This is a genomic window from Actinocorallia libanotica (assembly GCF_039525175.1).
Taxonomy (GTDB): Bacteria; Actinomycetota; Actinomycetes; order Streptosporangiales; family Streptosporangiaceae; genus Actinocorallia; species Actinocorallia libanotica.
In genome coordinates, this window is sequence record NZ_BAAAHH010000003.1 from 37133 (window position 1) to 50432 (window position 13300).

Here is a 13300-nt window from a genome sequence, read left to right on the forward strand (position 1 = left end):
CCCCCCTCCCGCCCCGCCCCGCCACGCCTTCCATCAGCCGGGCCGGTAACCCCCCAGTCCCGCGCCCGGCTGGTCCTTCGGGACGATCCCTATCCCACAGATGCAACGCCCGGGGCGAGGAATCGGTTCCCGGTGACCTTCTCCGAGATTCCGGCGCGATCCAGGTACGGCGTGATGCCGCCGAGATGGAACGGGTAGCCGGCGCCAAGGATCAGGCACAGGTCGATGTCCTCGGGCGCCGCTACGACACCCTCGTCCACCATGATACGTACCTCCTGGGCCAGTCCCTCCACGGCCCTGGTCAGGACCTGCTCCTCGGTGGAGGGCCGGTCGCCGCCGGAGAAGAGCTCCACGGCCTCGGGGTCGAGGGTGAGGTCCGGGAGGTAGACGCCGGGCTTGCCGGACGCCACGAACCGCCGGAACCGCTCCGACACCGGGAACCGCTCGGGGAAGGCCTCGTGGAGCGTCTCGTTGACGTGCAGGGCGATCGCCGGGCCGACCAGGCCGAGCAGCGTGAACGGGCTCATCGGCAGGCCCAGCGGCTGCGCGGCGCGCTCGGCCACCTCGATCGGGGTGCCCTCCTCCACCGCGCCGACGATCTCGGCGAGCAGGCGCAGCAGGACCCGGTTGACCACGAACGCCGGGGCGTCCTTGACCAGCACGCAGGACTTCTTCAGCTTCTTGCCGACGGCGAAGGCCGTGGCCAGCGTCGCGTCGTCGGTGGCCTCGGCGCGGACGATCTCCAGCAGCGGCAGCACCGCGACCGGGTTGAAGAAGTGGAAGCCCACCACGCGCTCGGGGTGCTCCAGCCCGCTCGCCATCTCGCCCACCGACAGGGACGAGGTGTTGGTCGCCAGCAGGCACTCGGGGGAGACGACCGCCTCGACCTCGGCGAACACCTGCTGCTTGACCGACATCTCCTCGAAGACCGCCTCGATGACGAAGTCGGCGTCGGCGAAGGCGTCCTTGGTGAGCGAGCCGGTGATCAGCGCCTTGAGCCGGTTGGCCTTGTCGGCGTTGACCCGCCCCTTGGCCAGCAGCTTGTCGACCTCGCCGCGGGCGTAGGCCACGCCCCGGTCCAGGCGCGCCTGGTCCAGGTCGGTCATGACGACCGGCACCTCCAGGCGCTGGGCGAACAGCAGCGCCAGCTGCCCGGCCATCAGGCCCGCGCCCACCACGCCGACCTTGGAGACCTTGCGGGCCAGCGCCTTGTCCGGGGCGCCGGCGGGGCGCTTGGCGCGCTTCTGGGTCAGGTCGAAGGCGTACAGGCCGGCCCGCAGCTCGTCGGACATGATGAGGTCGGCCAGCGCCTCGTCCTCGGCGGCGAAGCCCTCGTCGCGGGTGCGGTCCTTGGCCAGGCGGACCAGCTCCAGCGCGCGCACGGGCGCGGGCGCCGAGCCGTGCAGCCTGCCCTCCAGGACGAAACCGGCCATGTTGACCGCGTCGTCCCAGGCCTTGCCCCGGTCGACCGCGGGGCGCTCGACCTTCACCTCGCCCTTGAGCACGCGCGCGGTCCAGGCCAGGGACTCCTCGAGGAAGTCGGCGGTGTCGAAGACCGCGTCGGCGACGCCCAGGTCGAAGACCTGCTGCCCCTTGATCGCCCGGTTCTGGGCGAGCGGGTTGTCGATGATGAGCTTGAGCGCCTTCTCCGCGCCGATGAGGTGCGGCAGCAGGTAGGTGCCGCCCCAGCCGGGCACCAGGCCCAGGAACGCCTCGGGCAGGGAGAACGCCGGGACGCCGCGCGAGACCGTGCGGTAGGTGCAGTGCAGGCCGACCTCGACGCCGCCGCCCATGGCCGCGCCGTTGTAGTAGGCGAAGGAGGGCACCTCCAGCTCGCCGAGGCGGCGGAACACGTCGTGGCCGAGCCTGCCGATCGCCAGCGCCTGCGCGCGGTCGCGGATCAGCGGGATGCCCTTGAGGTCGGCGCCCACGGCGAAGATGAACGGCTTGCCGGTGAGGCCGACCGCGACGATCTCCCCGGCGGCGGCGCGGGCCGCGACGGCGTCGACGGCCTTGCCCAGCTCGGCCAGCCCGTTGGGGCCGAAGGTGTTGGGCTTGGTGTGGTCGAACCCGTTGTCCAGCGTGATGAGGGCCATCGTGCCCGCACCGCGGGGGAGTTCGACGTCGCGGACGAGGGCCTTGGTGACCACTTCGTCGGCGAAGATCTCGCTGAGGTCGCTCACTTCTGCGCGCCTTCCCAGTTCGGGTTCTCCCAGAGAACGCTTCCGCCCATGCCCATGCCGACGCACATGGTGGTGAGGCCGTAGCGCACGTCGTGGCGCTCGGCGAAGTGGCGGGCGAGCTGGTTCATCAGCCGCACGCCCGAGGATGCCAGCGGGTGGCCGACGGCGATCGCGCCGCCCCACGGGTTGACCCGCGGGTCGTCCTCGTCGATCTTGAAGTGGTCGAGGAAGGCCAGGACCTGCACGGCGAAGGCCTCGTTGATCTCGAACAGGCCGATGTCCTGGACGGAGAGCCCGTTGCGGGCCAGCAGCTTCTCCGTCGCCGGGACCGGGCCGATGCCCATGACCTCGGGCTCGACGCCGGCGAAGGCGAAGTCGACCAGGCGCATGCGGGCGGGCAGGCCCAGCTCCGCGGCGACGTCCTCGGCCATGAGCAGGCAGGCGGTGGCGCCGTCGTTGAGCCCGGCGGCGTTGCCCGCGGTCACGTTGCCCGCGACGCGGAACGGGGTCTTGAGCCCGGCCAGGTCCTCGACCGTGGTGCCGGGGCGCGGCGGCTCGTCGGCGGTGGCCAGGCCCCAGCCCCGGTCGGCCGAGCGGATCGCGGTCGGCACCAGGTCCTGCTGGACCTTCCCGGCGGCGTAGGCGGCGGCGAGCTTGTCCTGGGAGCGCACCGCGTAGGCGTCGCAGCGCTCCTTGGTGATCTGCGGGTAGCGGTCGTGCAGGTTCTCCGCGGTCAGGCCCATGACCAGCGCGGAGGGGTCGACGACCTTGTCGGTGAGGAACCGCGGGTTGGGGTCGACGCCCTCGCCCATGGGGTGGCGGCCCATGTGCTCGACGCCGCCGGCGATGACCACGTCGTAGGCGCCGAAGGAGATGCCCGAGGCGGTGGTGGTGACCGCGGTCATCGCGCCCGCGCACATGCGGTCGATCGCGTAGCCGGGCACCGACTTGGGCAGGCCCGCCAGCACCGCGGCGGACCGGCCGATGGTCAGGCCCTGGTCGCCGGTCTGGGTGGTGGCGGCGATGGAGACCTCGTCCACCCGCTCGGGCGGCAGGCCGGGGTTGCGCCGGATGAGTTCACGGATGGCGCGGACGACCAGGTCGTCGGCGCGGGTCTCGGCGTACAGGCCCTTGGGCCCGGCCTTGCCGAACGGCGTGCGTACGCCGTCGACGAACACGACATCACGTGCGATGCGAGGCACGATCAGGTCTCCTTAAGGCTTCAAGGCTCGGAACCGGCGAAGCTACTCGCCGGTAACTCATCATGTTACTAGTCAGTAATCACTGACACGGGCGTTCTCCCGCCGTGCTCCGCCGGAGCGAAAAAACCCCCGTTGTTTTCGGGTTATGGCCACTTGTGGGGCACGCCACGCGTGGTTACGGTGGCGGAAAGTCACCGGGAGGACGCGGTGGTGCACGCGAGGCCCGCCTACAGGCCGGGGTTGAAGCAGCGGCTGGGCCATGCGGTCGACCTCTTCTTCGTGCTGCTCGGCTCGGGCATCCTGCACCTGGCCCACCCCGTCCGGGTGGTCCGCGCGCTGAACACCCTCCAGCACTGGGGCACCACGCTCGGCGGCCTGGTCAAGGCGGCCGCGGCGGCGCAGCCCGGCAGGACCGCCGTCATCGACGACGGCGGCTCGCTCACCTACGCCGAGCTCGACGAGCGCACCGACCGGCTCGCGCTCGCCCTCCCGCTGAGCGGCCCGCGCCCCCGCGTCGGCGTCCTGTGCCGCAACCACCGCGGCCTGGTGGAGACGCTCGTGGCGTGCGGGAAGCGCGGCGCCGAGACCGTGCTGCTCAACACCGGCTCGGGCCCCGGCCAGCTGCGGTCGGTGCTCACCGAGTTCCGGCCCGACCTGCTGGTCTGCGACGCCGAGTTCGCCGCGATGCTGGCGGCCTGCCCGCGCCCCCTGCGCGAGAGCGTCGTGTGGACCGACGCGCCGATGCCCGGCGGCACGCTGCTGGAGCACCTCATCGCCGACGCCCCGCACCGCCCGCTGGAGCCGCCGCACTCCGACGGGCGGGTCATCATGCTCAGCTCCGGCACCGGCGGCCGGCCCAAGGGCGCCCGCCGCAGGCCCCGCCCCGGCCTGGGCCCGCTGGGCTCGATCCTGTCGCGGGTCCCGCTGCGCAGCAGGCAGACCTTCGTGGTGGACGCGCCCGTCTTCCACATGTGGGGCTTCGCCGCCCTCCAGCTCGGGCTGGGCCTGCGGGCCACCCTGGTGCTGCACCGCAGGTTCGACCCGGAGCAGACCCTGGCCGAGCTGGGCCGGTGGCGCAGGAGCGCGCTCTTCGCCGTCCCCGTGATGATCCAGCGCGTCATGGAGCTGCCGGAGGCGGTGCGGGAGTCCTACGACACCCGCGGCCTGCGCGTGGTCGCGCTCAGCGGATCAGCGCTGCCCGGAGACCTCGCGCACCGGTTCATGGACGCCTTCGGCGACCACCTCTACAACGTCTACGGCTCCACCGAGGCGAGCTGGGTGAGCATCGCCGGTCCCAGGGAGCTGAGGATGGACCCCGGAACCGCGGGCCGTCCGCCGCGCGGCACGTCCGTGGCCATCGTCGGCGACGACGGCAGGCGGCTGCCCCGCGCGACCATCGGCCGTATCTTCGCCGCCAACGAGAACGCCTTCGAGGGCTACACCAGCGGCGACCCCACCGAGGTGTGGGAGGGCCTGATGTGCACCGGCGACCTCGGCCACCTGGACGCCCGCGGCCTGCTCCACGTGGACGGACGGCAGGACGGCATGGTCGTCTCCGGCGGCGAGAACGTGGTGCCGCGCGAGGTCGAGGACGTCCTGGCACGCCTCCCGGAGGTCCTGGAGGCGGCGGTGGCGGGCGTCAAGGACAGCGAGTACGGGCAGCGCCTGGCGGCCTACGTCGTCCTGCGGCCCGGCAGGGAGCTGAGCGAGACGGCCGTCCGCGAGCACATCCGCGACCAGATCGCCCGCCACGCCGTCCCCAGGGACGTCTTCTTCATCCCCGAACTGCCCAGGAACGCCACCGGCAAGGTCGTCTACCGGTGGCTGGAGGGCCTGCGCGCGGACCGCGTCCGCACCCCGGAGGGCCGCGTCGCCTTCTGGACCGACGCCGTTCCCGCGGAGAACGGCCTGGCGGCCGCTCCCGTCCCCGACGAGACCCGCGGCCCCTGAGGGGCGGGGCTCACAGCTCGCCTTTGCTCTCCAGCCGGAGCCAGGCCTTGGCCAGGGGCACCGACACCAGGTCGGCCTGCCAGGGGCGGGCGCCCAGGCCGTCCAGCGCGGCCCTGATGGCCTCTGGGTCCGGGGACTGGGGAGGGGACCAGGAGAGGCGGCGGATGAAGTCGGGCTGGACCAGGTTCTCGCTGGGCAGGACGTGCTCGTCGGCGAGGGCCGCCACGACGGTGCGGGCGGCCGACAGGCGGGCGGCGGCCTCGGGGTCGCGCTCGGCCCAGCGGTGGGCGGGCGGCGGACCCTCGCCGGGGAGGTTCTGCTCGGGCAGCGCCGGCTCGGGCAGCTGGCGGCCGCGGGAGACCGCGCGCAGCCACAGCGTGGTGTGGCGGCGGGCGTTGCGCCCCTTGACCGCGGCGATCTCGAACAGGTCGGCCATGGTGCGCGGCTGCGCCAGCGCCATCTCCACGATCGCGGTGTCGGGCAGCACCCGGCCGGGGGAGAGGTCCAGCTCCCGGGCGAGCCGCTCGCGGGTCTCCCACACCTCGCGGACCACGGCCAGCCCCCGCCGGTTGCGCACCCGGTGGATGCCCGACGTGCGCCGCCACGGGTCGCTGCGCGGCGGCTTGGGCGGCGCGTCGGCGATCGCGCCGAACTCCTGCAGCGCCCACTCCAGCTTGCCCGCGGTGACCAGCTCGGCGTACAGGACGTCCCGCAGCTCCACCAGCAGCTCGACGTCCAGGGCGGCGTAGCGCAGCCAGTCGTCGGGCAGCGGCCGGGTCGACCAGTCGGCGGCCGAGTGGCCTTTCTCCAGGGTGAAGCCCAGCACCGACTCGACCATCGCGCCGAGGCCGACCCGGGGGTAGCCCAGCAGCCGGCCGGCCAGCTCGGTGTCGAAGAGCGTCCGGGGGGCCAGGCCCACCTCGGCCAGGCACGGCAGGTCCTGGTTGGCGGCGTGCAGCACCATCTCGGCGCCGGCCAGGGCGCGGTTCAGATCGCTCAGGTCGGGGCAGGCGACCGGGTCGATCAGCGCGGTCCCCGCGCCCGCGCGGCGCAGCTGCACCAGATAGGCGCGCTGCCCGTAGCGGTATCCCGAAGCACGTTCGGCGTCGACCGCGACCGGTCCCGTGCCCGCGGCGAACGCCGCGACCGCCTCGTCGAGGGCGGCGTCGGAGGCGATGACGGGCGGGACGCCCTCCCTGGGTTCCAGCAGCGGCGACGGTGCCGCCCGACCTTCTTCCACTCGGCTACCGTACGTCCTTCAGATCGCGGACCCCGCGCGGGGGGAGCCCGGCCGCCATGCACATCACCTCGGACCACGCCCGCACGTGATCCCTCATGTCCTGCCCGGAGGGAGACCATGATGCCCGGAGTTCCAGCTCCGTGGTGGCGGGTTCGTCCTGCTTGCTACCGAAACTCTCGCTGACGGCCCGGGTGATGGTGCCCGACTCGGCGGAGGAGCCGGCCTCGGCCAGCGCCTCGGTGAGCCAGCTCCAGGCGACCTCGCCGATCAGCGGATCGTCGGCGATGTCCGGCTCCAGCTCGGCCCGCACGTAGGCGACCAGCCGGAACCCGCCGTCCCAGCCGGGGCGGCCCTTGGGGTCGTGCAGCAGGATCAGCCGCCCGACGGCCAGCTCGGCGTCGTCGCGCACGACGGCGGCCGACAGGGCGGCGGAATGGGGGGCCAGCCGCTGCGGGGCGGGCATCTCCTCGAACTCCAGCTCGGGACGTTCGGGGTCGCCCTCCAGCGCGGCCCGGAAACTCTCGACCGCCCGCTGGAAGGAGGCGGGCACTCCGTTCGGGGGCGCCATCCGCCGAGCGTAGATCTCCGGCCCCCCTGAGGGGGGGAGTGCCACGCCGGTGGGGCCACTGGGGAATGGAGGCACTTGAGACCTCAGCTCACGTATGACGTCGATGATCTGCACGGCGTGCCCGGTCTTCGCCAGGGATTTACCGCCGGAACAGAAAATGCCAGCAGAGTCATGTTTATCGAGGGATATCGCGCGGCGTGTCCTGAATCTCTGCTGAATCCGGTGCCGCAGAGGCAAAGCTCACCCCGGCTCGTGACACCCGCGCTTCCATGGGACCATGGGGTATGCCCGCTGAAGACTCCGCGTTCCTCCGCGCCTGCCGCCGGCAGCCGGTGCCCCACACCCCTGTCTGGTTCATGCGCCAGGCGGGCCGCTCGCTCCCCGAGTACCTGCGGGTTCGCGAAGGCATCCCGATGCTGGAGGCCTGCGCGACACCCGACCTCATCGTCGAGATCACCCTGCAGCCGGTGCGGCGCTACGCGGTCGACGCGGCGATCTTCTTCAGCGACATCGTGGTCCCGCTGCGCGCGGTCGGCATCGACCTGGACATCAAGCCGGGCGTCGGCCCGGTCATCGCCGACCCGATCCGCCGCAGGGAGGACCTGGCCCGGCTGCGCGCGCTGACGCCCGACGACGTCCCCTACGTCACCGAGGCGATCCGCGGCCTCGTCGCCGAGCTGGGCGCCACCCCGCTGATCGGCTTCGCCGGGGCGCCCTTCACCCTGGCCTCCTACCTCATCGAGGGCGGCCCCTCCAAGAACCACGACCGGACCAAGGCGATGATGTACGCCGAGCCGGAGATGTGGCACGCGCTCATGGCGGCGCTGACCGAGATCACCATCGGCTTCCTGCGCACCCAGGTGGCGGCGGGCGCCGGTGCCGTGCAGCTGTTCGACAGCTGGGTCGGCGCGGTGGCGCCCGACGACTACCGCCGCTACGTCATGCCCTACAGCGAGCGGATCTTCGCCGAGTTCACCGACGTGCCGCGCATCCACTTCGGGGTGGGCACCGGCGAGCTGCTGGGCCTCATGGGCGAGGCCGGCGCGGACGTCGTCGGCGTCGACTGGCGGGTGCCGCTGGACGAGGCCGCGCGCCGCGTCCCGGCCGGCCGCGCCCTGCAGGGCAACCTGGACCCGTCGGTCCTGCTGGCCCCCTGGGAGGTCGTGGAGGAGCGCGCCGCCGACGTCCTGCGCCGCGGCCGCGCCGCCGAGGGCCACATCTTCAACCTGGGCCACGGCGTGCTGCCGTCCACCAACCCCGACCAGCTCGCCCGCCTGGCCGACTTCGTCCACGCCGAGTCCGCCCGCCTCGCGGTCGGCTAGCGCACAGCCGACCGCAGCGAAGCGAGGATCGGCTGGGCGCTCCCCGGGGGTCCGGGGGTCGTCCCCCGGTCTGGGGTGCTGTCGACCGCAGCGAAGCGAGGATCGGCTGGGCGCTCCCCGGGGGTCCGGGGGTCGCCCCCCGGATCGGACAGGTCAGACGGCCTCGCGGTCCACCGAGCGCAGCGCGCCGAAGCCCGCCAGGCGCTCCAGGGCGCGGGCGGTGGCGGTGTCCGCGGGCTGGTAGACCAGGAGCCGCTGGTCGCCGCTGGCCAGGGTGTCGTAGCAGAGCCGGAGCAGGCCGGCCTCGGGGTGCCGGACGAGTTCGACGCCCGAGTAGGGCGGGACGACGGGTCCGCACGCGAGCCTGGTGGCGAAGTCCGCGCCCACGGAGGCGGAGAGCTCGTCCAGCAGGCCCGTCAGGTACGGGTCGCCCGGCGGCTGGTCGTGCCGGACGGAGTGCAGCCGCCGCTCGGCGACCTCGTCCCACTCGGGGTAGGCCTCCCGCGCCCGCGGGTCGGTGAAGACGAAGCGCAGCAGGTTGGGCCGCGGGTCGTCCAGCAGGCCGAGCGGCCCGGCCAGCCGCTCGAACGCCGGGGTGCGGGCCAGGACGTCGCCGAGCCGGTTGTGCAGCAGGGCGGGCGCGGGCTCCAGCCCCTCCAGGATCGCCAGCAGGCTCGGGCGCGGCTCCTCCTCGGGCGGGTGGGCGCCCGGACAGGACATGAAGGAGTCGCCCGCCGCGCTCTTCGCCGCGAACCGCAGGTAGAGCCGCTCCTCGGTGGTGAGCCGCAGCGCGTCGGCGAGCGCGCTCAGCACCTGCGGCGAGGGGTTGCGGTCGCGGCCCTGCTCCAGGCGGGTGAGGTACTCCACGCTGATGCCGGCGAGGGTGGCCAGTTCGCTGCGGCGCAGCCCCGGGGTGCGGCGGCGGGGCCCGGACGGCAGTCCCACCTCCCCGGGGGTGATCGCCTCCCGGCGGGCGCGCAGGAAGACGCTGAGCTCGTTCTCGGCCATGGTCGTGAATCTACCCACCGCCGCCCGCCGGATCGTGGCCCTGTCAGGGCCAGTCTCGGCACGGCCTCCCTGTCCGGCCGCGGGGCCGCCAGCCTGGGTCCATGACAACCGACAACGTACGTCTCGCCGTCCTCATCGCCAGCGTCCGCGACGGGCGCTTCGGCCCCGCCGTCGCCGACTGGTTCACCGCCCGCGCCGAAGGCGCCTTCGACCTCGACGTGATCGACCCGGCGGAGTACGCCCTCCCGCTCGCGCTGCCCGACCGGGAGAGGGGCCCGGACGCGGAGACGGCCGGCGTCCTGGCCCGGCTCACCCCCCGGCTGGAGCGGGCGGACGCCTTCGTGGTGATCACGCCGGAGTACAACCACAGCTACCCCGCCTCGATCAAGAACCTGGTCGACTGGCACTTCACCCAGTGGCAGGCCAAGCCCGTCGGGTTCGTCTCCTACGGCGGGGTCTCCGGCGGCCTGCGGGCCGTGGAGCACCTGCGCGGCGTCTTCGCCGAGCTGCACGCGGTGACCGTCCGCGACCAGGTGAGCTTCGCGAACTACTGGGAGTCGCTCGGTGAGGACGGCGCGCTCGGCGGCTCCGAGGCCGCCGATGCCGCCGCCAAGACCATGCTGGGCCAGCTCGACTGGTGGGCGCGGTCGCTGAAGGAGGCGAGGGAGCGGCGCCCCTACGCCGCCTGACCGCGGCGCCGCGCGCGGCGCCGGATCAGGAAGCGGCCCAGGAAGAACAGGCCGACCAGGAACGGGGAGAAGGGCAGCAGCCAGCCCACGCCGGTCAGCAGACCGGAGACGAAGCCGGTGAAGTCCGACCAGCCGGCCTTGAGCCCGCCGAGGAAACCGGAGTCGTCCTCTTCGGCGGGCTCCTCCTTCTCCGAGACCACGACCAGGGTGATCGCCGCCTCCTTCACCCGCTTGGAGAGGCTCTTCTGGCGGGCCTTCAGCGCGTCGAGGTCGGCCTGGCGCTGGTCGAGCTCCTCCGACACCTGGAGCACCTCGCCGACCGTGCCGGCCCGGCTCAGCAGGGTGCGCAGCCGCTTCAGCGCCGCCTCGGCGGACTCCACGCGGCTGTCGACGTCGGCGATCTCCTCGGTGACGTCCTCGGCGGACTGCTCCAGGGAGACCTTCTCGCCCAGCTGCTTCGCCAGGGCGTCGAGCACCTCGGGGTAGCGCTCGGCGGGCACCTGGAAGTCCAGCCGCGCGGACGGGGTGGTGCCGTACGTGCGCTCCCGGGCCACGTACCCCTTCGCGGCGTCGACGAGCTCCTTGGCCTTCACGGTGGCGGGCTCCACCTTCTCCACCCGGACCCGCAGGTCCGCCGTGTAGGCGATGGCGCGCTGCTCCGTGCCGGTGTCGCCGGTCTCCCGGTCGGCCGCGGACGGCGCGGAGCTCTCCCGGGCGGAGGGCTCCGCCTGGTAGGCGGAGCCCTCCGGCGCGGCGGCCCGGGGAGCGTCGGCTTGGAGGGAAGTCGATTGGTCCGTGGAGCTGGAGCAACCGGTCAGCACGAGGAGAGCGGCTACGGCACAGAGGGCTTTTCGCATGCTTCTAGGACGGGTTCTGAACTTCTGGGCGTTGCAGCTCCAAGAGCACAGAGCGGCGTCGAAAAGGTCACGGCCGAGGTGACGCCCATCTCACACTGCGAGATGGCCGCGGCGCGCGCGGGGCTCTGCCAAGGTGGAGAGGTGAATGCCAAGCATGTGGTGGTCGTGGGCGGCGGGATCTCCGGGCTGGCCGCGGCGTGGTATCTGAGCCGTGCCGGAACGCGGGTGACGGTGCTGGAGGGCTCTCCCGTGGTGGGGGGCAAGCTGCGGGTCGGCGAGATCGCGGGCCAGCAGCTGGACGAGGGTGCCGAGTCCGTGGTCATCCGGCGGCCCGAGGGCATCGGGCTGATCGAGGAGCTCGGCCTGGCCGGCGAGCTGATCCATCCCGGCGCCGCGGGCGCGTCGGTCCTCAGCCACGGCGGACTGCGCCCCCTGCCCGAGGGCCAGATCATGGGCATCCCCTCCGACCTGGTGGCGCTCGCCCAGTCCGGGGTGATCTCCCAGGCGGGCGTCGCCCGTGCCGCGCTGGACCTGGCCAAGCGGCCCACCCCGCGCGGAGCGGACGTCTCGGTCGCCGACTACGTGGCGGACCGGCTGGGCCGGGAGATCGTGGACCGGCTGGTGGAGCCGCTGCTGGGCGGCGTCTACGCCGGGCGGATCGACCGCCTGTCGTTCGAGGCGGCGCTGCCGCAGTTCGCGCAGGCCAGCCGCACCCAGCGCTCGCTGGTCCTGGCCGCGCGCGAGCTGCGGGAGGCCGCCGCCGGGAAGACCGGCCCGCCGTTCGCCACCCTGCGGGACGGCATGGGCTCGCTGCCGGTCCTCATGGCCGGGATCCTGGTCAAGGAGGGCGTGGACCTGCGCACCGAGGCGATGGTGCGGGAGCTGAAGCGCACGCCGCGGGGCTGGCGGCTGGTGCTGGGCCCCGCGCAGGCGCCCGAGCTGCTGGACGCCGACGGCGTGGTGCTCGCGGTGCCGGCGACCCCGGCGAGCAGGCTGCTGGCCGACGTCGTCCCGGCCGCGGCGAGCGAGCTGGCGGGCATCGAGTACGCCAGCATGGCGATCATCAGCCTGGCCTACCACGCCTCCGCCTTCCCCGAGCCGCCCACGGGCACCGGCTACCTCGTGCCCGCGGTGGAGAAGCGGGACGTCAAGGCGGTCACCTTCAGCTCGGTCAAGTGGCCGGACCGGCGCGGCCACGACCCCGGGACGGTACTGCTGCGCGCCTCCATCGGCCGCTTCGGCGAGGAGCACGCCCTGCAGCGCTCCGACGCCGAGCTCAAGGCCGCGGTGATGACCGAGCTGGCCACCACCTGCGCGGTGAGCGAACTGCCGGTGGACGCCAGGGTCACCCGCTGGGGCGGGGCGCTGCCGCAGTACGACGTGGGGCACCTGGACCGCGTCGCGCGCATCCGCGCGGCCGTGGCGGGGTACCGAGGGCTGGCCCTGTGCGGCGCCGCCTACGATGGGGTCGGGATCCCCGCCTGCGTGTCCACGGCGCGGGCGGCCGTCGCCCGCGTCATCGACCAGTTGAGAGAAGAAGAACCGTGAGTGACAAGCCGAAGGCCCGAGACCTCAACCAGGTGATCAGGTACACGATGTGGTCGGTGTTCAAGGCCGACCGGCTCCCCGAAGACCGCGCGGCCGTCGCCGCCGAGGTCCAGGAGCTGATCGACGGCTACGCCGCCAAGGACGTCACCACGCGGGGCCTGTACGACGTCGCGGGGCTGCGTGCCGACGCCGACTACATGTTCTGGTGGCACGCCGAGAACAGCGACGACCTCCAGGAGATCTACAGCCGCTTCCGCCGCACCGGCCTGGGCCGCCTGTCCACCCCCGTGTGGTCGAACATGGCGCTGCACCGCCCGGCGGAGTTCAACAAGAGCCACATCCCGGCCTTCCTCGCCGACGAGCGGGTGCGCGACTACGTCGCCGTGTACCCGTTCGTCCGCTCCTACGAGTGGTACCTGCTGCCGGACGCCGAGCGCCGCGCCCTGCTCGCCGAGCACGGCAAGATGGCGCGCGACTACCCGGACGTGCGGGCCAACACCGTCCCCAGCTTCGCGCTGGGCGACTACGAGTGGATGCTGGCGTTCGAGGCCGACGAGCTGCACCGCATCGTCGACCTGATGCGCCACCTGCGCGGCTCCGAGACCCGCCGCCACGTCCGCGAGGAGATCCCCTTCTACACCGGGCGCCGCCGCTCGGTCGGCGAGCTGGTCGAGGCACTGCCCTAGCCCTTTCGGGACGACGGTGACGGCGCGGGTCGTTCCGGGATGTAGAG

General features: G+C 73.2%; 11 protein-coding genes. 5 read left to right on the forward strand and 6 right to left on the reverse strand.

Going from position 1 to position 13300, the window contains the following annotated elements; all coding sequences use genetic code 11:
* Positions 1-89 precede the first annotated feature (89 nt).
* The gene (locus ABD140_RS05400; RefSeq protein ID WP_344237353.1) at positions 90-2183 is read right to left on the reverse strand and encodes a 3-hydroxyacyl-CoA dehydrogenase NAD-binding domain-containing protein; all 2094 of its coding nucleotides are present in this window, start codon (positions 2181-2183) and stop codon (positions 90-92) included.
* On the reverse strand, positions 2180-3385 hold the full coding sequence (locus ABD140_RS05405) for a thiolase family protein (RefSeq protein ID WP_344237355.1): 1206 nt from the start codon (positions 3383-3385) through the stop codon (positions 2180-2182). The genes ABD140_RS05400 and ABD140_RS05405 overlap by 4 nt, the downstream gene beginning before the upstream one ends.
* 207 nt (positions 3386-3592) lie before the next feature.
* Here ABD140_RS05405 and ABD140_RS05410 point away from each other — a divergent pair, with 207 nt between their 5' ends.
* Positions 3593-5335: an AMP-binding protein gene (locus ABD140_RS05410; protein ID WP_344237357.1), complete on the forward strand. Its 1743-nt coding sequence runs from the start codon at positions 3593-3595 to the stop codon at positions 5333-5335.
* A 10-nt stretch (positions 5336-5345) separates the two neighbouring features.
* Here the strand turns inward: ABD140_RS05410 and ABD140_RS05415 are convergent, their stop codons facing one another.
* On the reverse strand, positions 5346-6575 hold the full coding sequence (locus ABD140_RS05415; protein ID WP_344237359.1) for a ribonuclease D: 1230 nt from the start codon (positions 6573-6575) through the stop codon (positions 5346-5348).
* A 4-nt stretch (positions 6576-6579) separates the two neighbouring features.
* Positions 6580-7143: a DUF3000 domain-containing protein gene (locus tag ABD140_RS05420; protein ID WP_344237361.1), complete on the reverse strand. Its 564-nt coding sequence runs from the start codon at positions 7141-7143 to the stop codon at positions 6580-6582.
* Between the two features lie 284 nt (positions 7144-7427).
* Here ABD140_RS05420 and hemE point away from each other — a divergent pair, with 284 nt between their 5' ends.
* Positions 7428-8465, forward strand: coding sequence for a uroporphyrinogen decarboxylase (gene hemE, locus ABD140_RS05425; protein WP_344237363.1), 1038 nt, complete (start codon positions 7428-7430; stop codon positions 8463-8465).
* A gap of 153 nt (positions 8466-8618) precedes the next feature.
* On the opposite strand, the gene ABD140_RS05430 is transcribed toward hemE, so the two are convergent.
* A complete protein-coding gene (locus tag ABD140_RS05430) occupies positions 8619-9473 on the reverse strand; it encodes a helix-turn-helix domain-containing protein (RefSeq protein ID WP_344237365.1) in 855 nt (284 codons plus the stop codon).
* A 101-nt stretch (positions 9474-9574) separates the two neighbouring features.
* Between ABD140_RS05430 and ABD140_RS05435 the strand changes: the two genes are divergently transcribed.
* Positions 9575-10162, forward strand: a complete 588-nt coding sequence (locus tag ABD140_RS05435) for an NADPH-dependent FMN reductase (RefSeq protein WP_344237367.1) — start codon at positions 9575-9577, stop codon at positions 10160-10162.
* Here ABD140_RS05435 and ABD140_RS05440 read toward each other — a convergent pair.
* On the reverse strand, positions 10150-10983 hold the full coding sequence (locus tag ABD140_RS05440) for a DUF4349 domain-containing protein (protein ID WP_344237369.1): 834 nt from the start codon (positions 10981-10983) through the stop codon (positions 10150-10152). The two genes, ABD140_RS05435 and ABD140_RS05440, sit on opposite strands and share 13 nt — an antisense overlap.
* Positions 10984-11160: 177 nt before the next feature.
* Between ABD140_RS05440 and hemG the strand changes: the two genes are divergently transcribed.
* Positions 11161-12567, forward strand: coding sequence for a protoporphyrinogen oxidase (gene hemG, locus ABD140_RS05445; protein ID WP_344237371.1), 1407 nt, complete (start codon positions 11161-11163; stop codon positions 12565-12567).
* A 47-nt stretch (positions 12568-12614) separates the two neighbouring features.
* Positions 12615-13253, forward strand: coding sequence for a hydrogen peroxide-dependent heme synthase (gene hemQ, locus ABD140_RS05450; protein WP_344237922.1), 639 nt, complete (start codon positions 12615-12617; stop codon positions 13251-13253).
* Positions 13254-13300 lie beyond the last annotated feature (47 nt).

Bases quoted from the DNA above. Each gene is read 5' to 3' on its own strand.
- ABD140_RS05420 (WP_344237361.1), bottom strand. From the start codon at position 7,143: ATGGCGCCCCCGAACGGAGTGCCCGCCTCCTTCCAGCGGGCGGTCGAG.
- hemE (WP_344237363.1), top strand. From the start codon at position 7,428: ATGCCCGCTGAAGACTCCGCGTTCCTCCGCGCCTGCCGCCGGCAGCCG.
- ABD140_RS05430 (WP_344237365.1), bottom strand. From the start codon at position 9,473: ATGGCCGAGAACGAGCTCAGCGTCTTCCTGCGCGCCCGCCGGGAGGCG.
- ABD140_RS05435 (WP_344237367.1), top strand. From the start codon at position 9,575: ATGACAACCGACAACGTACGTCTCGCCGTCCTCATCGCCAGCGTCCGC.
- hemQ (WP_344237922.1), top strand. From the start codon at position 12,615: ATGTGGTCGGTGTTCAAGGCCGACCGGCTCCCCGAAGACCGCGCGGCC.